Source organism: Mycobacterium sp. HUMS_12744610 (genome assembly GCF_041206865.1).
GTDB classification, from domain to species: Bacteria; Actinomycetota; Actinomycetes; order Mycobacteriales; family Mycobacteriaceae; genus Mycobacterium; species Mycobacterium servetii.
Genome location: NZ_JBGEDP010000001.1, coordinates 72,066 through 92,979, shown reverse-complemented (window position 1 = coordinate 92,979; position 20,914 = coordinate 72,066). Strand labels below are relative to the sequence as shown.

Here is a 20,914-nt window from a genome sequence, read left to right as displayed (position 1 = left end):
GCAGTGTAGTGCGGCTCGGCCGATCTTGTATTCACGAGTTAAAGGGACCGACTCGGCCGTTGCCAATTCGTCGAGCAAACGGCTTCATAATTGTCGGCAGCGTCAACGCGGATCTCCCCGGCTGCGACGGAATCGCCAGGCTATCACGCTTCACGCCCGCCGGCAGCCGGAATCGTCTATTCGCCCTTCAACGAGCGTTGGGTGTCTCGAAGGCCGCGCAATTGCTGTGCTGACCAGCGGATTTGAATTGCCGATAGACCTTGAATCCGATTTGGCCGTCCCCAATTCGCGCGAGGAATCGTTCCAGGCCACCGAGAAGGTCGTCGTACTGTTCCCCGAGCACGGCAATCCGCGAACCGCGCCATTCCGTTGCACTCGTGCCCAATACGCGCAAAGCGAGCACCGAGAGCCGGTCGACGATCATGGCGGGGGTCTCGGTGTGCAGCGGTGCGTTGTTGTCAGGGTTGAGCCGCTCGAGCAGCGCCGCGTCGATGTTCTCGATGGCGGCGTTGCGGCGGGCGTTGAGGTCGTCGATGGCCCGCTTCGTGCGGGCCACCTCACGGTCGCCGACCCCGGGGTGGCGAGCGGCGTCTTCGTGATGCCACAGGTGGAAGTTGAGCGCATGCAGGTGGAGTGCCTTCGCCGTGATGCTGTCGGGTGTGCAGGAAGAGGCCGGCGGTGTGCGATGCCACACCAGCGCAGTGTCGTGGACCTGGCGCACGGCGGACAGCAGTTCGGCGGCCGTGGGCGAGCAAGGCAGAATGGTCCTGGGTCGTCGCGTTGTGTTCCTCTCGTGAGTCACTTTGGTCGGTAACTCACTGATCACTACGCGATGGCCCACCTCAACACGGTCAACGACACACCAAGGCCCCTCGAGGCCATTCGACTTCAGCCTTCCGAAATCCCACCACCCCGGGGGACTTACCCTCAACGTTTCTGCCCAAGTGCAACAGTGGTGCAGTCAGTCTTGATAAAGTGCAGTCAGATTTCGGAACCTACAGCGGCGCTGTCGAGATGCAACGAAGATTGACAAGACACGCCTGGCTACTTTGACAAAACTTCGGCGTGTCGCGGAGGCTCGCTAATCTTCCCTGCATAAGCGCAGTTCAGCGCATCAGCGAATGCCGGTGTCAGATCGGGACTTGACCCCGTGTGTTGGACACGCTCAATCCCAGGAATGTGCTGGGGGAAGCGAGATGATCCAACCCGATGGCAAGGAAGAATTACCCCGATGAGTTCAAGCGCGATGCAGTCGCGCTTTACCGGGACACCGAGGGCGCGACGATCACCCAGATCGCTGCCGAGCTCGGTGTCAGCGAGGCCACGTTGTCGGCGTGGTGCAAGTCGGCCGGGGTGCCGATTCGGCACCGCCGCGGCGTCGTAATGGCCGAGCCCGCGCCCGAGGCGGAGAGCCCTGAGCAGGAACTGGTTCGGCTGCGCGCCGAGAACAAGGCACTACGCGCCACCGAGGCTCGGCTATCCACCGAGCGTGACATTCTGCGTTCGGCGGCCAAGTATTTCGCCGGGGAGACGAACTGGTGAGCCGCTTCCAGTTCGTCGCAGACCACCTGCACGCCTTCGAGGTGAAGTGGCTCTGCGCAGTCGTCGAGGTCGCGCGTTCATCGTTCTACGCGTGGCTGGCCGGCGCCGATACCCGCGCCGCGAAGGCCGCTGCTGATGAGGCGCTGGCCGACCGTATCCGCGCGGTGCACGACGAGGACAACACCTACGGGGCGCCGAGGATCACCGCCGAACTCAACGACGGTGTGCCCCACGATGAGCGGGTCAACCACAAGCGGGTCGCGCGGGTGATGCGCGGTGCCGGGATCGCCGGCTACCGGCGAAAACGCCGCGTCAAGACCACCGTGCCGGATCCGGCCACCCAGAAGGTGCCCGATCTGCTGAAGCGGGACTTCACGGCGCCGGTGATCAACGTCAAGTACGTCGGCGACATCACCTACCTGCCGTTGGCCACCGGCACCAACCTGTACCTGGCCACGGTGATCGACTGTTGCTCACGGCGGGTGACGGGATGGGCGATCGCCGATCACATGCGCACCGAACTGGTCGAAGACGCACTGCAGGCCGCGGCCGCGTTGCGGGGCACCTTGGCCGGGTCGGTGTTCCACTCGGATTATGCCGGGGTTTGCGTTAACCTCAGAATTTCACGGTGGCCCGGGTTCTGCTGTGGCGGTCTGCGGGGCGGCAGCTTTGTCGAGGTTTTGAGGCTGGGGGTAGGCGGCGGCGCCGCGTGTCGTGCGGTGACGCCGGGTCCTTTATCCCGGGGGTGGTTACTCCTTTCTTGGGGTCGAGAGGGCATAGGGGCCTGTGGGTCAGGGTATGGCGCGGACCCTGTTGAGGGCGTCGGCGAATTCTTGTGCCCAGGGCCAGGTTTGGGGGATCCGCAGGATCAGGTAGCGGGATCGTTTGATCAGCCGGGCCGCGGCGTGCAGCAGCCGGTAGCGCAGGGTGGCGGGTTCGGCTTTGGCCAGTGGGCCGTCCAGGAGTAGCAGTCGCATCCAGCACAGCAGGTCGATGGCGATCGCGACGGCGGTGACCCAAGCGGTGTTGATGGCGAACGAGTGTGAGGGCCAGCGGGCCAGGCCGGTGTCTTTGCCGGTGCGGATGAAGCCCTCCACCCGGGCGTGGACGCGGTGGCGGGCTTCCAGTCGCTGGGGTTGTCCACCGGCAGTCGAGGTGGCGAGGACCTGGTAGCGGTAGCCGGCCAGCTGCTCGAACAATGACAACTGGGTGCCGTGTTCGATTTCTTCGCGCCGCACCAGGATGCGCATGCCGGCCGGCCAGCCGACCAGCCGATCCCCTCCGGTGCTGTGGCGCAGCAGCCCGGTCAACTCGGCGACCTGGGCGTCGTCACGGGCCGCTCCGGTGGCATCCAGTGCGGCTTGCCATCCCGCATCGGGCATCTGGCCGATCGCGACCCGGACCCGCTCATCGAGGTCGAATCCGACCGAGTAGCCCACTGACATCCCCGGCCGGGCATTGAGTTTCTCCAGGTGTTCGACGACGGCGTGGCTTGAACCCGCGCCGTCGATGGTGACCAGCAACTTGCGGCGCCACTTGGCCGGGATCGCCGCGATCGCGGCGTCGATGATCGCGATATGATCGGCCGCGGTGTTCGAGCCGGCGTTGCCTGCACGGGCGATCACCGCCAGCAGTTCGCCGGTGTTGTCACACCACGCCAACAGCGGGTGGAAGCCAAACCCGCCTTTGAAATTGCCTGCGGCGTGCTGCTTATCGCTGTGCGACTGAATCAGCGACGCGTCGATGCGGATCACGATCGTGTCCCCGAGGTCCCCATAGCAGGTCTGCGAAGCCGGGATCGCACCGTGGCGGGCCTCGATCGCCTCCCACACCCGAGAGCGGACCTTGTTGCGCACGGCCGTGACCTCGGTGATGCTCTGCTCGTCGATCTCGCCCAGGGACCGCCACATCGTCGGAACCGACGCCACCGCCTGAAACAACCGGTGCTGATCGCGCAGCACCGCGGTGCCGGCCAGGTTCTGCGCGCCGCCGGCGATCGATACCGCCACATCGCGCAACACCGCGCCTCGGTCGTGGGTGACTTCTGGGCGCGACAGCACCGACGACAAACCGCTGGTCAAACCCAGATTGTCGGCCAGCAACCGGGGTATCACGTTACCGGCGTGCCCGACCACGTCGTCGCCACGGACCTCAACTCGGACATTCTTCGACCAATCCGTAGTAGCCTGCATCTGACAGGTGCACTCCCATCCTGGATAACCGAGCCTCGAATACTCCGATTATCCTTGCGGCAGTGCACCTTTCACGTTAACGACACCCCTGAGCTCCACATTCGATGAAAAATCCAGGTCGATAAGAGGGACTGCCCCGAGTTCAGTTGACTCGCGGGGTGTTGAGTTTCAGGCCGCGGTTGCGACTGGTGTGTGGAGCAGTTCGAACTCTATCGGGGTGAGCTTGCCGAGTGCGCGTTGTCTGCGGCGTCGGTGGTAGGTCCGCTCAATCCAGGTCACGATCGCCAGGCGCAGTTCGGCTCGGGTTGACCAGCGTCTCCGGTCGAGCACGTTGCGTTGCAGAAGGGCGAAGAACGATTCCATCGCTGCGTTGTCCCCGCACGCCCCCACGCGGCCCATCGATCCGTGTAATCCGTTGTGCGACAGTGCGCGGACAAACTTTCGCGATCGAAATTGACTGCCCCTGTCGGAATGGACGATCGTCGCGACGGGTGAGCGCAATGCCACGGCATGATCCAGGGCAGCCACCGCCAGTGAAGACTTCATCCGCGAGTCGATCGAGTAACCCACAATCCGGTTGGAGTACACGTCTTTGATGGCGCAGAAGTAGAGCTTGCCCTCGTCAGTGCGGTGCTCGGTGATGTCCGGCCAGCCAGACCTGGTTGGCGGCCTGGGCGCTGAACAGACGCTCCACGAGGTCGTCGTGGACCGGTGGGCCGGAGCGACGGTTCAGCCCCCGCTTCTTGGCGAAGCTCGACCAGATGTGCTCCTGGGAGCACAACCGTGCGACGCGGTTTTCGCCGGCGGTGATCCCGCGCCCGGGCAACTCGTCAGCGATGAACCGGTAGCCGAAGGCAGGATCATCGGCGTGGATGTCGCGAGCGGCGTTGATCAGGTGTGCATCGTCCCAATCTCGCTGTGACAACGGCGCTTTGCGCCACTTGTAGAACGCCTGAGTGGAGAATCCCAGGACCCGGCAGGTCACCGTGACGGGTACACCGTCATCGGCAAGGTCGAGGACCAGCGGGTACATCATTTTGGGTTGGCGTCCCGGGACAGGTAGCCGACTGCGCGGCGCATGACCTCGGCTTCTTGCTCGATGAACCGCCCTGGTCCGGCCGGAGGCTCGGTTTATTGGATTCCGATCAGGGCTTGGTCGGTCCGTTGTGCATCGTAGAACGCGGCTTCGAACTCGGTCGGAGGAGCGTCGCCCAGATAGCTATGTAGGCGGCTGGTGTTGTGCCAGTGCACCCAGCTCAGGGTGGCCAGCTCAACGTCCTCGACGGTCTTCCAGGGCCCGCTGTGGGCCGGTCCATAGATCAGCTCGGCCTTGTAGTAGCCGTTGACTGTCTCGGCCAACGCGTTGTCGAAACTGTCCCCGACGCTGCCGATCGAGGGCGCCGCGCCGATCTCGGCGAGGCGTTCACCGTAGCGGATCGAGGTGAACTGTGATCCGGCATCCGAGTGACATGTCAAGCCCGGCAATGTATTTCCGCGTGACCAGCGAGCCATCTCAATTGCGTCGAGCACCATGGTGGTGCGCATGTGTGAGGCGACCCGCCACCCGACGATCATCCTGCTGAATGCGTCGATGAGGAAACACACGTAGGCGACCCCGGCCCAGGTCGGCACGAACGTCAGATCGGTGACCCAGAGCTGGTTGGGCGCAGCGGCGGTGAAGTCGCGCCCGACCAGATCAGGGTGCCGATCAGCCGCCGGGTCGGCTTTGGTGGTCTTGACCCGTTTGCCGCGGCGGGTGCCTTCGATGCCGGCCGCGCGCATCAACCGGGCTACCTGGTCGCGACCCACGTCGTGGCCGGCCCGACGTGCCGTTTTCCACAGCTTGCGGACCCCATAGACGCTGTAGTTGTCCTCCCAGAGCCCGCGCAGCACCGGGGTCAGGACCGCATCGCGTTGGGCCCGCGCTGAGGGAGCGCGGGTCTTGGCGTCGTAGTAGGTGCTCGGGGCCACCGACACCCCTGCGGTGCGCAGGACGGTGCAAATGGGCTCGACCCCGAACTCCTTGCGGTGGGCGTCGATGAAGTCGACTATTTCTTGTGTTGGCGGTCGAGCTCCGCCCCGAAGAAACTGGCCGCTCGTTTCAGTATTTCGTTGGTTATCTGAGGGCCTGAGCAGACCGTCCACGATGTAGACGACACGCTGTTTGAGGTGCCGGGAAATGCGTTGTGGACTGGTTATCTTCGGTGACTATGACGTGCCCTGGGCTGCGGGTGCAGCCGGTGGTGATGCCGTTTGGTGATCGTCAGTCGTGGACGCTGGTCGATCGCGATTTCGTGGTAGTCGTGGCGGCCGAGTCGTTTTTGTCGCATCTGCATGCAGTTGAGCGGTCACCGAACACTGTCAAGGCGTACGCGCATGATCTGCGGGACTGGTTCGAGTTTCTCGATCAGCGTGGCCTGCTGTGGTCGCAGGTGCGACTGGAGGACGTGGGCCGGTTCGTGGCGTGGTTGCGGCTGCCGGGGAGCGCACGGATGGGTAACGTCGCGGCGCTGCCGACGGTGGACAGCGTCTGCACGGAGGCGACGGTGAACCGGAAGCTGTCGGCGATCTCAGCGTTCTATGAGTTTCATCAACGCCATGGGGTGGACTTGGGCGATCTGCTGACGACCTGGCAGCGGCGCGGGACACGTAGTGGTTCGTGGCGTCCGCTGTTGGCGCACTTGGGAGCTCGACCTGAACGCAGCAGGCGGATCCGGTTACGAGCCGAGCAGCGCATCCCTGAGACGTTGGATAACGAGCAGATCGCAGCGATCGTTGCGGCCTGTGATCGGCTGCGGGACCAGTTCCTGTTTTCTGTGCTGGCTGCGTCGGGGTTACGGATTGGTGAGGCGTTGGGGTTGCGGCACAGCGATATCGACGCCGCGGCCCGGTTGGTGTCAGTGGTGCGGCGGCGCAACGCCAACGGAGCGCGGGCCAAGGGGTTGAGTGGTCGGCGGGTGCCAGTGCCGGCCGGGGTGATCCGGCTGTATGCCGATTACCTGCACACCGAGTACGGCGATCTGGACAGCGACTACGTGTTCGTCAACCTGTGGTCGGGACCGATCGGGCATCCGATGACGTATGCCAGTGTCTATGACCTGGTCTGCCGGATTCGGGAACGGACATCAATCTCGTTCGGACCACATGTGTTTCGGCACTCCTATGCCACGGAGCTACTGCGTCGCGGGGTGGCGGTGGAGGTGGTGGCCCACCTGTTGGGTCACTCCTCGATCGCCACGACCGGCGACACGTACGCGCATTTGAAGGTCGAAGACGCTCGCCGTGCGTTGGTGGCCGCCGGGTGGCTGGCTGATCAGGATGAGCCGCGGTGAGCGTCGAGGCGCTGGCCGGCTCGCCTGGGTCGACGCTGGCCGAGCGCCTGGATGCGCTGGTACGTCCGGAATTCCGGGTCGAGGTGTTGGTGCCCGCGGTGGGTGATCCCATTCTCGGTTCGCCCGCGTGTGCGGTGCGTGGGTGTGTGCACTCCAGCCGCTACGCCGGGCTGTGTCTGGCGCACCTGACCCGTTGGAAACAGGCCGGTCGCCCGCCGCGCCAGGGGTGGGCCGCGACCGCGGATCCCGCGGTGATGGGTCATCGACCGCTACAACCTTGTCTCGTGGCCGAGTGTGGATTCGGTCAGCACCGATATCAGTTGTGCTACAGGCATTCCCAAATGTGGGACAAGTCCGGGCGGCCGCTGCTGGATCAGTGGCAGCCCGGACTTGCCGAGGTGCCGATGCCAGTTTGTGCGCTGCCGGGGTGTGTGTTGTGGGCGGAACTGGACGGGGGCTGGTGCCGGTCACATCACGTTAGGTGGCGGCAGCGAGGCCGCCCGCCGACCGCCGAGTTCATCGCGTACTGCGCCAGCTACGGCGAGGACCGTTTCGACTTGCGGCCGTTGCCGAAGCTGCTGCGGCTGGAGATCGGCTACGGACTGCAGTGCCGGGTCGATGAGCCTGTCACGAATTTCGTGTAAGTCAGAGGTGATTTGACTACGAATTGTAGTCTAACACAACGGAATTCGTCCCGGGAACAGTCTGGCGAGTGTGTTCAATGCCACAGTCCAGTTGTACGTTCCGGTGCCCGAGAATCCTCCTCTGTCGCTGGAGATGTTGCGCAATCCGAGATACAGCAACTTCATCGCGGCGTCCTTGTCGGGGAAATGGCCGCGGTTTTTGGTGATCTTGCGCAGCTGGAAGTTGATCGACTCGATGGCGTTGGTGGTGTAAACGATCTTGCGCAGCTCCACCGGATAATCCAGGAACGGCACGAACTCTGGCCAGGCGTTGCGCCAAACGTCGATTGCCCCAGGATATTGGGCCCCGTAGGCGGTGTCGAACTCTTTGAGCGCGAGCTCGGCGGCCTCGGTGGTCGACGCGCCATAGATCGCGCGCATCGAGGTCGCGACCTTCTTGCGGTCCTTGTAGGACACGAAGCGCATGGCGTTGCGGATGACGTGCACCACGCAGGTCTGCACCACGGTGTCGGGAAAGGTCGAGCGGATCGCATCAGGCAGCCCGGTCAGCCCGTCGCAGCAGGCGATCAGGATGTCGCGCACCCCGCGGTTGCGCAGGTCGATGACGACTTTCTGCCAGAATTTGGCGCCCTCGGAGTCTTGGATCCAGACCCCCAGGGCGTGTTTGTGGCCCTCCAGATCCACCCCGATGGCCAGATAGGCCACCTTGGTCGTGACCACCCCGTTGTCCTTGATGCGCAACCGCAGCCCGTCGATGTAGAGGATGGGATAGACCTCATCGAGCGGGCGGGACTGCCAGGCCTTGATCTCATCGACCACGACGTCGGTGACATTAGAGATCAGCTCGCGCGACACGGCAGCCCCGTACACCTCCTGCAGATGGGCTTCAATGTCGCGGGTGGTCATCCCGCGCGAATACAGCGACAACACAACGGAATTGATGTTATTGAGTCGGCGGGTCTTCTTGGGCACGATCGCCGGCTCGAACGATCCGTTGCGGTCGCGCGGCACGGAGATATCCACTGGACCGTTGACCGTGGACACCGTCTTCGAGCTGAACCCGTTGCGCGAATTGCCCGACCCGCGCCCGGCCAGATCCCCGGACTCATAGCCCAGATGATGAGTCATCTCGGTCTGCAGCGAGCGCTCCAGCACCGCCTTAGTCAACTCATTGAGCAAACCGTCCGCGCCGTCGATCGGAGTGCCCGACTTCACCGCATCCTTGATCAGCGAATCCAGCGTCTCCGCCGAAAACGTCTCGGCCAGCCGCCGCGCCGCCGACTTCTCCTCAGCCGACGACTGCGTGGTCTTCGTCACAAAACACTCCTTCTGTCCGCCCCAACGGCGGTCCGATCTTGGACCACCCCGGACTTACACAGATGGAATGACACGCCCAGCCGTCCGCGAGGTGTTCCCGACTACCCGTCAACAGCGGTGTTGGTTTCACAAGCAAGCCAATGTTCTTGCCGCGCTACCGAAGTCCGCGCATCCGGGCGCATCAGCGGCGATCAAGGACATCTACAACGCCGAGGACATCGACAAGGCGCAAGTCGCGATCAAGGCCTTCGAGGTCGACTACGGCGCCAAGTACCCCAAGGCGGTCGCCAAGATCGTCGAGGACGCCGACGTCCTATTGGAGTTCTACAAGTATCCGGCCGAGCACTGGATCCACCTACGCACCACCAACCCGATCGAAAGTACTTTTGCGACCGTACGATTGCGGACCAAGGTCACCAAAGGACCCGGATCCAGAGCAGCCGGAATCGCCATGGCCTACAAGCTCATCGACGCCGCACAAGCCCGCTGGCGAGCGGTCAACGCCCCACACCTAGTCGCCCTGGTCCGCGCCGGCGCGACATTCCACAAGGGCAAACTACTCGAACGCCCCATCGACATCACTGGACTCGAACCGATCCAGAACCCGACCGCCGAGACCGGATCGGAAGTCGCCTGAAACGCCCCATCCAAGGAACCGACACCGATTGGTACTGGACCGACTCGGGCGCGGCTGGAAACACATTAGCCAGCGCGGTCGACTGTCAGGATCGTGCGCCCGAACATGGACGACCCGGGCGGCCGTTGGACAGAATGGGGCGGTGCTGCATGGATTCGACATCGATGATGAGTTGCACCACCAGCTGCGTGCTCCAGTCCCACCAGGGGTACTGGCATGGGTTGAGCGCCAGACACAGTGTCAGGTACTTGCCCAGCAGCCCTTGCAAGGCGGTCAATCCGCGGCCATTCACCGTCTCGTTCTCGATGGCCGAGACGACGTGATCCTGCAGCGATTCGTCCTGGACTGGATCTTCGACGAGACGTGGGCTCCTGCCAACGAGGCGCTGGTCTTAGGCCTTCTGGCCGACACATCGGTTCCGGCGCCCGAGATGATCGCCGCCGACCCGCAAGGACAGGACACAGGTGTGCCCACGGTACTGATGACCGCACTCCCGGGCACCCTCGTGTGGGACCCACCGGAGCTGGACCCGTGGTTGGACGCCGTCATCGACGTCATGATGACCATCCACTCCACACCGGCACCGCAGGAGTTACGCCCGTGGGAGCCATACGCGCCGGAGAACGCCCCGCCAGCGTGGACCGGCCACCGTTGGGCATGGGAAAGAGCAGTCGTTGCGTATCACGATGCGCGCCCAAGCAGCGACCGCGTGTTCGTGCATCGCGATTTCCATCCCGGCAACATCTTGTGGCAGCAGGGAAGAATATCCGGAGTTGTCGATTGGGTCTCGTCGTGCGCCGGACCGGTTGAGGAGGACGTCGCTCACTGCCGCGTAAACCTGGCGATACACCACGGACAAACCGTCGCAGACCGCTTCCTCCAGCGCTGGATCCATGCCAGCGGCCAGTCCGAATACCACCCCCATTGGGATCTGCTAACCGCGGTGTCGATGGCCGGCGATATGCCTGATCATCAACTCGACGAATTCGTAGCATCAGCCGCACGGCGCCTCTGAGATCCTTCCTCGTCGACGCGAAACGTGGGCCACCCGAAACGCCCATCCACAGGAATTGACAATTCCTCCTTCAGGAATGGGCGAAAGTTCGAGACCACCCAAAACAGCGACGACTTGGCCCACCGATCCAGTAGGGATTCCAAGAACGCCAGAACGCTGGCGCCATCCGCCTCGTCAAGCACGGCGATACCGCGTGCTTCCAGGAACACCAGATAGCTGCGCGCCACCCGCCCATAGGCCTCACAGGTGGCCGGCGCCAGACCGCGTCGGCTCATCTCGGCCTCCCAAGCGGCGTCCAGCGCAACCAAGCCGCTCGCCTTGGGTCGTGGACCTCCGCCGCCGCGGCCACGAACCGACAGGTCCACCCGGCCGGTCTGCACATACGAGTCGAACACCGTAACCAGACGTCGGTAATCGAACCGCCGCTGAGCGCTGAACCGACCGGTGCGTGCACTGGTCGTCATCGACGCGAACTCCGCACCCAAACCGGTGGAATACCCACGCCCCGAGGCGAATTTAGTCAGAGCCTTGATCGTCTTCGCGTACTGACCAACTGTCGATTCCATATAACCGGCCGCGCGCAGCTCCGCCACCACAACCGCGCCGATCCCACCAACCGTCGTATCCATAACCGTCTCCTTCCACAGACGTTGAGATACGACGGACGCTAACCACCCCGAAACGTTAAGCCGAGAAATCTGCCACTAGATCCCGCGAGAGCAAGCCATCCTCACAAATCCTCGGCTTAATAGAAGAAGGGTGCCGCGCGATCTTCAGGTCGGAACTGCCCGACTGGCACCGAACGATAGGGCTCAAAGACTCTCAGCGAGTCGTACACCAGGTTCTTGAACTCCACCCCGGCGTGGCTGATGGTCCCCCATCGAACCGGGAGGAACTGGTAGATCAGATCCGATTGTTGCGGCACATCGATTCGCCCAGTGAGTTCAGTCATCGCATCCCACATCTCGAGCGGGCACATCCTTGCCTCCTCTTCACCGGACAGGATCAGGCCCTCATGCGCGCTGCGGTGGTAATCGAGTGCGACGAAACGACGTAAGTGATCCCGCAGCTGCGATGCGGTCAACAGGGGCTCCTCGCTAACCAGTCTGCCGCGCTCAGAGGTGTTGCGGCCCTTGTATCCCGGGATCTGCTGCAACCCACGCTGAATGGTTTCGTGCCAACGTTCCACATGTGGGTTGTCGTTGGCCTTGCCGCCGCGATTGAGCATCAGATCGATTCCCAGGGTCGCCAGCAGCGCCCGGAAATGTTGAGAGACGAAGATTGATCCGTGGTCGCATCGGATGGCATCCGGTAGCACCGACGGAACGCCGTGCTCGCCCTGCAGAGTGCTGAAGTCCGGTGCCAGCAGGCGCTTGCCGACCCGTACGGCCACGCCGCCGAGGTCGAGCTGCCCAGGTAGGCCCGCCCACCTCCATTGACTGATGGACGTACCCTCGACCAGCAATGAGAAAGGGCGGCAGATGTCGTAGAGCAGCAGCCCTGCCTCGATACCATTGGCGCTTCTGGGAACGACGCGTAGCGCGAGAACCACACGGGTCGCGACATCGATGGCGGTGATGATCTCCACGCTGCATGCGCGGCCAGTCAGTGTGTCGTAAACGAGATTGTCGGCGCGGGTGACGTCGATGGCGACCACCTGGCCCGGGCGAATCGCCGGGTAGTGTTTTGCGCCTGAGACCTTGCGGAGCTTTCGGCTCTTTTGTGCACGCGTCGTTGCTCCTCGCTCCCGTTTGAGGGCAGCCAGGAACTGGCGGGTGATTCTCTGCGGTGCCTGGACGTCCTCAAGCCCGTTTTCCTTCAGTCGAACTCTGGTTCGGCGATCGATCTCCTGATTGGAGATGGTCGATCGGTCCCCGTCCAAGGTGTCGACTATCTGGGTGGCCACCTGACGGTATCGCTCGTCGATCAACTCCCAGGACTTGCTCTGGCGAGTACTTCGCGCATCGATCAGCGCGAGCAGGCCACGCTCTTTGAACCCGCGTACCCAGCTTCTGATCGTGACCGGGCTGTAATGCGCTGTGCTGCAATCCTCGTCCTGGATCCGACGGGGCGGTTTGCGATCGAGTTGCGCCCCAAGATTCAATTGCATGGCCATCGCAGTGCAGCGCTGGCTCTCCGAAGCCCCACTCGGACCGAACGGCGGTCTCGGCTCGCTAGGACGTGCCAGAGCGCGATGGCCGTCTCGGTAACCGGTCAAGATCTCTTGAACAATTCCCAACTTGAACAGCGCCGCCTCGCGGGCTTCACCGCTGAGGGCGTCCCACCGGGGGCGAAGCGGTTCGCAGAGTGCTGACACTTCGCCATTCTCAAGGATGCGGATTGAATCAATGTCCGCATAACCGGTTTTCGTTGTGTCGCCGGAGGCGTACTGCAAGATGACGCCGGCTGCTTCGACTTTGTCGATGACCGCGAACCCTCGATAAGTCAGTACCCGTGTTCCTTCGACAAGGTTGGTACGGCCGCTAGACATGGCTCTTCTCCTTGCCCGCTACAACGGGTGTGTGCAGCGTCCACGGCACGGTCATGTCGATGTCCAATGCGCCCGTCCACACCAAGTGCCAGACCACCGTTTTGAGTTCGCCCGTCCCGTCATCTGCGGAAAGAAGCGAGCCCACCGTCGTGTCGCCACATTCAGCCAGTTGCTGTATCTGTTCCTCGAAATGCGTTGCCCATGGCGGTCTGCGGCGAAATCCGTGCAGCCACAACATGTTCATTCGTTCCGTTACGGTCGTTCCGGCGAACACCGTGTAGCGCCATCCAACCCGCTCGCAGGCACGGCGGGTGACCATGCTCTTGGCCTGAAAGCCATCGTCCTGCTTGTCTTGTGGTCTGGCATCCCATACGGTGACACTCCCATCGATGTGCTGGGTCAATAGGTCGGGGAAGTGGGTAACCGGTTCTTCGGTATGCCATGACAACCGGAACGGTTGGGAGATTATTCGTAAGACGGTGGAGTCACGGTCGAGCATGCGAACCAGATCGTGCTCAAGCCCTGATTCCAGATGTACGACACCAGAATTAGTGAATGTGTATGCCGTCACTGGGATATGGCGATGACTTGCCGACGACCGAGGCGTCCTGATCGGAGCCAGCAGGTCCAGTGGTGGAGCACCTTGGACTTGCCATAGCCACGCGGTTTTCACACCGTCGCGGAAACGCATTGTCCACTCAAGCTGCACAACGCCGTCTGCTGCGCCTTGGCCATTTTGCCCTGCATTGTTGCGACTCATCGGATTTACCTCCACCTTCGACGTAAGGTCAGGTGCGCCACGATATGCAACTTGGAGGTAGCTACTGGGTCGATTTTCGAAACTTTTACGTGCATTTTCACTCGTGCACGGCATTTGCTGTGTGCCCACGGTTTCGTGTGCCACCTACGAGAAGTCAAGTCCCTCAAACAGTTTGAGAGGTGGGTGCCAGTACACCGGTTCACTGACTCCCTGCTCCGCAAGGAAGCTCCGTGCACGCTGATCCAGCGCCGCCACCGTCGGCTCGGTCAGGTGCGCCGTGAAAGCGTTCACGAGCTTCGTCAAACTCCAGTAGTCCAACTCGGGGTGGAACTGGAGGGCGAGACGCGGGGACCCACTTATCCTTTCAATCAAATAACAATGCGCGGCCACAACCGAGCTCACCGTCGGCAGCGAGCCAGCAGCCCATTCCATCTGTTGCTGCCAGAAGTCATCGCTGACCAACAGCGAGTAATCGAGCTGGCGGCGGTGCTCGTAGTTGATCCGGCCACCGCCCTCCTCTAGGAAGTCACTTAACCGGACGAGCGCCTGCTGCATCGACTCCCAGTAGTTTGAGTCGCACAAAACCCACAGCCTGTGATTCAACACGCTGTGACTCTCGACGACGCCTAGGAGGCGCACTGCCGCAACGGGTCTGATGGTTGCACCCACGAGCAGTGTGGCGCACGACAATGTCTCGCGGAGCACCAAAGTCTTGCGACGTCCCGATAGCAACACAGACGCCCATTGCGACCAGATCGCCGCCGGCAGCCGGGCAGCCTTCTTCTGGATTCGCTTCTGCCCCGGGCTCGGTGCGCACGGCAGCGTCGTTGCAGAGCGGTATCGCAGCTGGAGTTCAGGACCCATATCGGCGTTGCGCGCCTTCAACACGATGGCCGCGGCGATATCGCTATCTCGCACGCATGAGCGGATTTCCGCTGGACCACTGGTGGCGTTCTGCCCTGCAATGAACCATCGGGCGGCCAACCCACAGTCGACCACGCTTGCGTGCCGCAACACCTTCAAGGCCAATGTGGTACCGACTGCAACATCCAGAGCACGAAGCGGCGCTTTGTTATTCAAGGTTTCTCGCGCCTGTGAGGACACGAAACTCACCGTAGGCTCACCCGTCAGGTCATCCTCAACGCCCTCAATCGTCAGGCTGTGGGTCGACGCAAAGTTCAAAATCCTGTTGGCAAGGCTTCTGACAGCCCCCAGGACCTCCTGCAAAAGTCGTACGTGGGTGTCAAAGATTCCGAAATCACCGTAGCCGTCGTCAATAACCTCATTGACCGCCTCCTGCGCCCACGAAAAGTCATGTCTATCGGTCCACCGCAACGTTGGAACCGTTCCCAGTGGAAGACCGCAACGGCAGGTGGCTGGAGGCTGGATGCGGCGATAGTACTGGGTCGATCGCTGATAGCTTCCGCAGCCAGGACATTGGTCGACAAGGATGCAATTGTGTTCCAGGCACGCGAAGGACCAACCGAGTCGCCAGCGCAATTGCCACCGACCGCCCGTTTCGCGTAGGCATGCCGGGCAGAACCGAGACCGTGGCAGAGCTCCGAAGGGAAACATTGGATCGAGGCGCTCGGTGTCCACATCAATATGCAAGGCGGTCCCGTCGTACCTGCTCAGCGTCATCGCTTCGAACGACTCCGCCGGTACACCGGTGGCCGCCTCCAGCATCTGCTCCTGCGCCGGCAGCAGGCAGGTCAACCAATGTGGCTTCGCGGTAGCCGGAAGCTTCGCGGCTGCCGCAAGAGTTCCGACGGTGCCACCCATCGCACGTGCACTGGCCTCCAACCACGAATCGATCGATTCACCCTCAAGGGGTTGCACCTGAAGCGGAAGCCAGCGGCGCGCGACTCTCATTTCGAGCAGCTACTTTGACAAGATCTTGAGGCCGAGTCGGCAGTTAGCGGCTTGACCTGCACCTATGCCTGCCAGATACTCAGATCGACTGACGCTGTTGTTTAACAATCACTGCACGCTTGTCAATCTTCATTGCATCTCGACAGGCGCTCGATCACCGCGCCATATTGGCGAACCGCGACAAGTGCAGCTGGTGCGCGACGGTGACCGTCTTGGTTGGGCCGTTGCGGTGTTTGGCGAGAATGAAGTCGGCTTCTCCCCCGCGCGGGTCGTCGCGCTCGAAGGCGTCCGGCCGGTTCAGTAGGATCACCATGTCGGCATCTTGTTCGAGCGAGTTGTGGACGCTGATGCCGTTCGCGACGAAATTGTGTGTACCGTCGACGGTTCCGTCGTAGACGTCCTGCGCGCCGAGGCTGGTGATCTCGACGACCGTGTCCCAGAAGACGTCGTTGGTGGCCAGCGCGTGAATGGCCGGGTCGTCGAGCAGCGCCGCGGCGCGATGCAGCCTGGAGCGGCTTGGCGAATGCTTCCACATCGTCGACCCACAGAACTGAGCGCCCATGGCGGCGGCGAATTCCCGATGGGTCATCTGCCTCGCGGACAGCGCCTCGCGAACCTGCACCCAGACCGCTTTCGGCACTGTGTCGAGGTTCGTGTTGCGCACCAAGCCTTCGAGATGAGACAGGACCTCTTGTGCCGCCGCGGCTTTCACGCCGTGGACGCCGACGTGCCGCAGGAAGCGGGCCTGATTCTCCGCCCCGTAGATGCAGAGGTGCCACCCGTCGCGGTAACCGAGTTTCGTCGCGCGCTTGATGCGCGCGAAGACTCCGACCCGCAGCAGCAGTTGAGCGACGTCATCGATCAGGCGCCGGCTCGTCGACGCGTAGTAGATCCGCCCCCGGCCCGCCTTGTCGTCCCACCGCACCGACCCGTGGGTCGCCCACAGGTGCCGCAGGAACAGCGCAACCTGGTCGTTGGGAGCGCGGAACACCGGCTCCGGAACGAACTTTTCGTAGCTGCGCTTGCCGAACAGCCCCAAACCATCCAGCCACGCCGCGATCGGGTTGCGCTTGCCGTGGGTCAACGGCGCCGGCGCCGGCAGGCGCAGCGTGGTCACCCGCGCCGCCGGGTATTCGTCGCGGACGGCCCGCACGCCGAAGTGCGCGGCGGCGATCGTCACCGCGCCGAGGTTCGCCTCCTCCACCGACGCATAGTGGATCGGCTGGCGCTTCACGCACGGCCCATCGCCGATCATGTGGGCCAGCAGGATCACCTCGGACTCGTCCATGCGCTGGGTGTCGAAGGGCTCCGGAACGAGCCGGGGCGCCGCGATGCGATCGCCGACCTGCAACTGCTCCAAGGGGGTCCAGCCGTCGAGCTTCATGAATGGGTGGTTGCCGGTGGCCTCGACCTCGCGGCCCGAGGTGAGCCGGAGCCGGAACACCTCTTTGTGCCCGCTGGGGAAGACGTTGGTCATCGGGCGGGCGACCATGCGCATCCGCTCGTCCAGCGACCACACCCACGGCCGCTCGCCGGTCCGCATGAGCTCACCGAACGTGACCTCGGCGCCGGTGTCCGCGCGCAGGATTCGCGTGGCGGCGGTCAGGCACCCCGACTCGCGAAGGTCCGAGAGCATCGGCTTCTTGTCGGTGCGCTGCTCGGGCCCGCGGTTGAGCTGGCTGATCGCCACCACCGGCACCTCGAGCTCCTTCGCCAAAAGCTTCAGATGCCTTGAGAATTCGGACACCTCGATCTGCCGAGACTCGACCTTCTTGCCCGAGGTCATCAGCTGCAGGTAGTCGACCACAACCAGCTTGAGGTTGGCCTTCTGACGCAGCCGGCGCGCCTTGGCGCGGATCTCCATCATGGTCAGGTTGGGCGAGTCGTCGATGTACAGCGGCGCCTCGCTGATCTCGCTCATCCGCCGCGCCAGCCGGGTCCAGTCGTCGTCGCTCATCCGGCCCGAACGCATGTCGGCCAGCTTGATCTTCGCCTCCGCCGACAGCAACCGCATCACGATCTCGGACTTGCTCATCTCCAGCGAGAAGATGACGCTGGCCATCCGGTGCTTGATCGAACACGATCGCATGAAATCCAGACCCAGGGTCGACTTCCCCACGCCGGGCCTGGCCGCCACGATGATCATCTGCCCCGGATGCAGGCCGTTGGTCACCTCGTCGAGCTCGGTGAACCCGGTCGGCACGCCGCGCGCCACCCCGCCGTTGGAAGCGATGGCGTCGATCTCGTCCATCGTCGGCTGCAGCAGGTCCTCGAGCGGGACGAAGTCCTCCGACATCCGCCGTTCGGCGACGTCGTAGATCTCGGCCTGCGCGCGGTCGACGATCTCGGCCACGTCGGCGCCCTCGGCGCCGGCGTAGCCGTACTGCACCACCCGCGTGCCGGCCTCCACCAGCCGGCGCAGCAGCGCCTTCTCGGCCACGATTCCCGCGTAGTACCCGGCGTTGGCCGCCGTGGGCACCGTCGAGATCAGGGTGTGCAGATACGGCGCCCCGCCGATGCGGCGCAGCAGGCCGCGGCGGTCCAGCTCGGCGGCCACCGTCACCGCGTCGGCCGGCTCCCCGCGCCCGTAGAGGTCCAGGATCGCGTCGTAGACGTTCTGGTGGGCGGGGCGGTAGAAGTCCCCGGGCCGCAGGCGCTCCAGCACGTCGGCGATGGCATCCTTGCTCAGCAGCATCCCGCCCAACACCGACTGCTCGGCAGCCAGGTCCTGCGGGGGCTGACGACCGAAGTCCTCACTGGGCGGCGCGGACTCCGCGCCAGGCGCCAGGTCGTCGACGACCGCCATCGGGTGCATCCTCCTCTGACTCAAGTGTCCGAAAGTACATTCGATAACCGGTATTCAGACCATAAGCCAAGGCACTGACACCCCCCGACCCACAGCACCCGCATCACCTCGTGCCGGGAGAACGGTAAACGTTGCTGGCGCGGACTGAAAGGGGCCGCTGTTCATAGAGCTGTGCATGGTGTGTGTATATCCGTCGACACCTGTGTTGAGGGGGGTGTGGAGAACCTGTGGATCAAATCGGCGTGCTACGGCATCTCCGCAGATACGCGTCATACAACGCCACACATTTGATGTGGACAAGAATCTGATCGGCGTGTCGGGCCAGGTTACTGCCCCGGGCGTGTTGTCTTTCGACCAGATTTTCGCTTCGTTACACGGGGGTTACGGCACGCGCGCGGACATTACGCGGAAAAAGTTCGCTGGGGTAGCCGTGCGCGACCGCGCACACGGCCGCGAGCGGGGTGCACAGACAGCAAGGACTGCCTCCGGCAGGCAAAGATTTGGGAGTTAGCCCTGCGCGACGACCTCGAGGTCGACGTCGACGTCGACCTCGGGGTGCAGGTGCACCGACACCCGGTGGGTGCCGACGGCCTTGATGTGCGCTTTGGGCAACCGGACGATCCGCCGGTCCAGGTTGGGGCCGCCGGCCTTCTTGATGGCCGCGACCACGTCGCTGGCGGTCACCGAGCCGAACAGCTTGCCGGAGTCCGCCGCGGTCTTCACCGGTAGCGAGACGGAACCGAGCGCCGCGATAGCGGCCTTGAGCTCGTCGGCGTGCTCGCGGTCGCGCACCATCTTGGTCTCGCGGGCGCGGCGAATCTCGTCGGCCTGCTTCTGGGCACCGCGCGAGGCGACGATCGCCAACCCGCGTGGCAGCAGGAAGTTGCGGCCGTACCCGTCCTTGACCTCGACCGTGTCGCCGACGGTCCCGAGATGGTCTACGTCAGCCGTCAGAATCAGCTTCATCGTCTTCGTACTTTCGGTTGAGCGTCCGGCGCCTAGCGCGCCGAGGAGGTGAAGGGCAGCAGCGCCACCTCGCGGGCGTTCTTCACCGCGATCGCGATGTCGCGCTGGTGCTGCACGCAGTTGCCGGTCACCCGGCGGGCCCGGATCTTGCCGCGCTCACTGATGTAGGTGCGCAGCAACGTGGTGTCCTTGTAGTCGATCTGCTGCCCCTTCTTCGAGCAGAAGACGCACTTGCGTGCCTTGACCGGCTTCTCGGGCGCCGGGCGCCGCTTGGTGGACTTGGCCATGTGTGTTGTTCTTTCCGTTCTCGTGGGTGAAGTTCACGTGTTCTAGAAGGGCGGCTCGTCGTCGCCGCCACCGAAGGAGCCCGACGCCGGGGCACTGCCCCACGGATCGTCGGCCGGTGCGTTGCTCGCCTGCGGAGCAGCCTGACGGGATCCGCCGCCACCGCCGCCACCGAAGCCGCCGCCACCCCCGCCGCCGCCGCTGCGGCTGGCCTTGTTGACCTTGGCGGTGGCATACCGCAGCGACGGCCCGATCTCGTCGACCTCGACCTCGACCACGGTGCGCTTCTCGCCTTCGCGGGTCTCGAAGGACCGCTGCTTGAGCCGCCCGGTGACGATCACGCGGGAGCCGCGGGTCAGGCTCTCGGCAACGTTCTCGGCGGCCTCCCGCCAGATGTTGCACCGCAGGAACAGCGCCTCGCCGTCCTTCCACTCCCCGCTCTGGCGGTCATAGATCCTGGGTGTGGACGCGACGGTGAAATTCGCGACGGCGGCACCCGAGGGCGTGAACCGCAGCTCGGGATCAGCGGTCAGGTTTCCGACGACGGTGATAGTGGTGTCACCAGCCACAATTTCCTCCTGGGTCCGCTGCTACGACGGTCGATGTCATGAGCATGTTCTCGCGAAGCCTACGCAGCCGCACCGACGGCGAACAGTCAGTGCTGTCGACTCAGTGCTTGTCGGCGCGCATCACCTTGGTGCGCAGCACCGACTCGTTGAGGCTCAGCTGGCGGTCCAGCTCGGACACCGTCGCCGGCTCGGCCTTCACGTCGATGACGGCGTAGATGCCCTCGGCGTGCTTGGCGATCTCGTAGGCCAGCCGGCGCCGGCCCCAGATGTCGACCTTGTCGACGCTTCCCCCGTCCTTGCGGACGACGTTGAGGAACGTCTCCAGCGACGGGGCGACGGTGCGTTCGTCGAGCGTGGGGTCAAGAATGACCATGATTTCGTATGGACGCATGGAAACCTCACCACCTCCTCTGGTCTCGAGCGGCCACGGTCGTTCCGTGGCAGGAGGGTCGCCTGCGTCGGCAACCGCCCCAGGGTACCGGACGG

15 protein-coding genes, 4 pseudogenes and 1 other annotated feature are annotated in these 20,914 nt (G+C 63.6%); of the genes and pseudogenes, 5 read left to right on the top strand and 14 right to left on the bottom strand.

All coding sequences use genetic code 11. The features are described 5' to 3' along the window. Nucleotides 1-187: 187 nt before the first annotated feature. The gene (locus tag AB8998_RS00460; protein WP_369736303.1) at nt 188-721 is read right to left on the bottom strand and encodes a DUF4254 domain-containing protein; all 534 of its coding nucleotides are present in this window, start codon (nt 719-721) and stop codon (nt 188-190) included. Between the two features lie 488 nt (nt 722-1,209). Here AB8998_RS00460 and AB8998_RS00455 point away from each other — a divergent pair. Further along, nucleotides 1,210-2,147 (top strand): annotated as a pseudogene (locus AB8998_RS00455) (IS3 family transposase); the annotation flags it as partial. A 186-nt stretch (nt 2,148-2,333) separates the two neighbouring features. Here the strand turns inward: AB8998_RS00455 and AB8998_RS00450 are convergent. The 3 genes and pseudogenes from AB8998_RS00450 to AB8998_RS00440 form a co-directional block, all read right to left on the bottom strand. Continuing rightward, a complete protein-coding gene (locus AB8998_RS00450) occupies nt 2,334-3,734 on the bottom strand; it encodes an IS1380 family transposase (RefSeq protein WP_369736302.1) in 1,401 nt (466 codons plus the stop codon). A gap of 168 nt (nt 3,735-3,902) precedes the next feature. Beyond that, nucleotides 3,903-4,841 (bottom strand): annotated as a pseudogene (locus AB8998_RS00445) (IS3 family transposase); the annotation flags it as partial. 24 nt (nt 4,842-4,865) lie between these two features. Continuing rightward, nucleotides 4,866-5,848, bottom strand: a pseudogene (locus tag AB8998_RS00440) (IS3 family transposase); the annotation flags it as partial. Beyond that, nucleotides 5,697-5,828: a sequence feature (AL1L pseudoknot), on the bottom strand. It overlaps the preceding pseudogene by 132 nt. A gap of 96 nt (nt 5,849-5,944) precedes the next feature. On the opposite strand from AB8998_RS00440, the gene AB8998_RS00435 reads away from it, so the two are divergent. Then, the gene (locus tag AB8998_RS00435; protein WP_202377797.1) at nt 5,945-7,066 is read left to right on the top strand and encodes a tyrosine-type recombinase/integrase; all 1,122 of its coding nucleotides are present in this window, start codon (nt 5,945-5,947) and stop codon (nt 7,064-7,066) included. Nucleotides 7,067-7,407: 341 nt separating this feature from the next. After that, nucleotides 7,408-7,710 (top strand): hypothetical protein, encoded by a 303-nt coding sequence (locus tag AB8998_RS00430; RefSeq protein WP_369736301.1) that lies wholly within the window; start codon nt 7,408-7,410, stop codon nt 7,708-7,710. A gap of 30 nt (nt 7,711-7,740) precedes the next feature. On the opposite strand, the gene AB8998_RS00425 is transcribed toward AB8998_RS00430, so the two are convergent. Beyond that, nucleotides 7,741-8,976 carry an IS256 family transposase gene (locus AB8998_RS00425; RefSeq protein ID WP_369741362.1) on the bottom strand — a complete coding sequence of 412 codons (1,236 nt, stop codon included), beginning with the start codon at nt 8,974-8,976 and terminating at the stop codon, nt 7,741-7,743. Nucleotides 8,977-9,103: 127 nt separating this feature from the next. On the opposite strand from AB8998_RS00425, the pseudogene AB8998_RS00420 reads away from it, so the two are divergent. After that, nucleotides 9,104-9,664 (top strand): annotated as a pseudogene (locus tag AB8998_RS00420) (transposase); the annotation flags it as partial. A gap of 142 nt (nt 9,665-9,806) precedes the next feature. Further along, on the top strand, nt 9,807-10,679 hold the full coding sequence (locus AB8998_RS00415; RefSeq protein WP_082122952.1) for a phosphotransferase family protein: 873 nt from the start codon (nt 9,807-9,809) through the stop codon (nt 10,677-10,679). Here AB8998_RS00415 and AB8998_RS00410 read toward each other — a convergent pair. The 9 genes from AB8998_RS00410 to rpsF form a co-directional block, all read right to left on the bottom strand. Further along, the gene (locus AB8998_RS00410; protein ID WP_052742751.1) at nt 10,637-11,308 is read right to left on the bottom strand and encodes a site-specific integrase; all 672 of its coding nucleotides are present in this window, start codon (nt 11,306-11,308) and stop codon (nt 10,637-10,639) included. The genes AB8998_RS00415 and AB8998_RS00410 overlap by 43 nt on opposite strands. A 116-nt stretch (nt 11,309-11,424) precedes the next feature. Further along, a complete protein-coding gene (locus AB8998_RS00405; RefSeq protein ID WP_369736300.1) occupies nt 11,425-13,170 on the bottom strand; it encodes an integrase in 1,746 nt (581 codons plus the stop codon). Next, nucleotides 13,163-13,930, bottom strand: coding sequence for a TnsA-like heteromeric transposase endonuclease subunit (locus AB8998_RS00400; protein ID WP_046182472.1), 768 nt, complete (start codon nt 13,928-13,930; stop codon nt 13,163-13,165). The genes AB8998_RS00405 and AB8998_RS00400 overlap by 8 nt, the downstream gene beginning before the upstream one ends. Nucleotides 13,931-14,074: 144 nt before the next feature. Beyond that, nucleotides 14,075-15,802 carry a TniQ family protein gene (locus tag AB8998_RS00395; protein ID WP_082122881.1) on the bottom strand — a complete coding sequence of 576 codons (1,728 nt, stop codon included), beginning with the start codon at nt 15,800-15,802 and terminating at the stop codon, nt 14,075-14,077. 154 nt (nt 15,803-15,956) lie between these two features. Next, nucleotides 15,957-18,608 carry a replicative DNA helicase gene (locus AB8998_RS00390; protein ID WP_369736299.1) on the bottom strand — a complete coding sequence of 884 codons (2,652 nt, stop codon included), beginning with the start codon at nt 18,606-18,608 and terminating at the stop codon, nt 15,957-15,959. Between the two features lie 507 nt (nt 18,609-19,115). Further along, entirely contained in the window at nt 19,116-19,574 is a 459-nt protein-coding gene (gene rplI / locus AB8998_RS00385; RefSeq protein ID WP_369736298.1) for a 50S ribosomal protein L9, read from the bottom strand. A gap of 32 nt (nt 19,575-19,606) precedes the next feature. Beyond that, entirely contained in the window at nt 19,607-19,861 is a 255-nt protein-coding gene (gene rpsR / locus AB8998_RS00380) for a 30S ribosomal protein S18 (RefSeq protein WP_369736297.1), read from the bottom strand. 42 nt (nt 19,862-19,903) lie between these two features. Beyond that, nucleotides 19,904-20,428 (bottom strand): single-stranded DNA-binding protein, encoded by a 525-nt coding sequence (locus AB8998_RS00375; RefSeq protein ID WP_369736296.1) that lies wholly within the window; start codon nt 20,426-20,428, stop codon nt 19,904-19,906. 100 nt (nt 20,429-20,528) lie between these two features. After that, the gene (gene rpsF / locus AB8998_RS00370; RefSeq protein ID WP_369736295.1) at nt 20,529-20,819 is read right to left on the bottom strand and encodes a 30S ribosomal protein S6; all 291 of its coding nucleotides are present in this window, start codon (nt 20,817-20,819) and stop codon (nt 20,529-20,531) included. Nucleotides 20,820-20,914 lie beyond the last annotated feature (95 nt).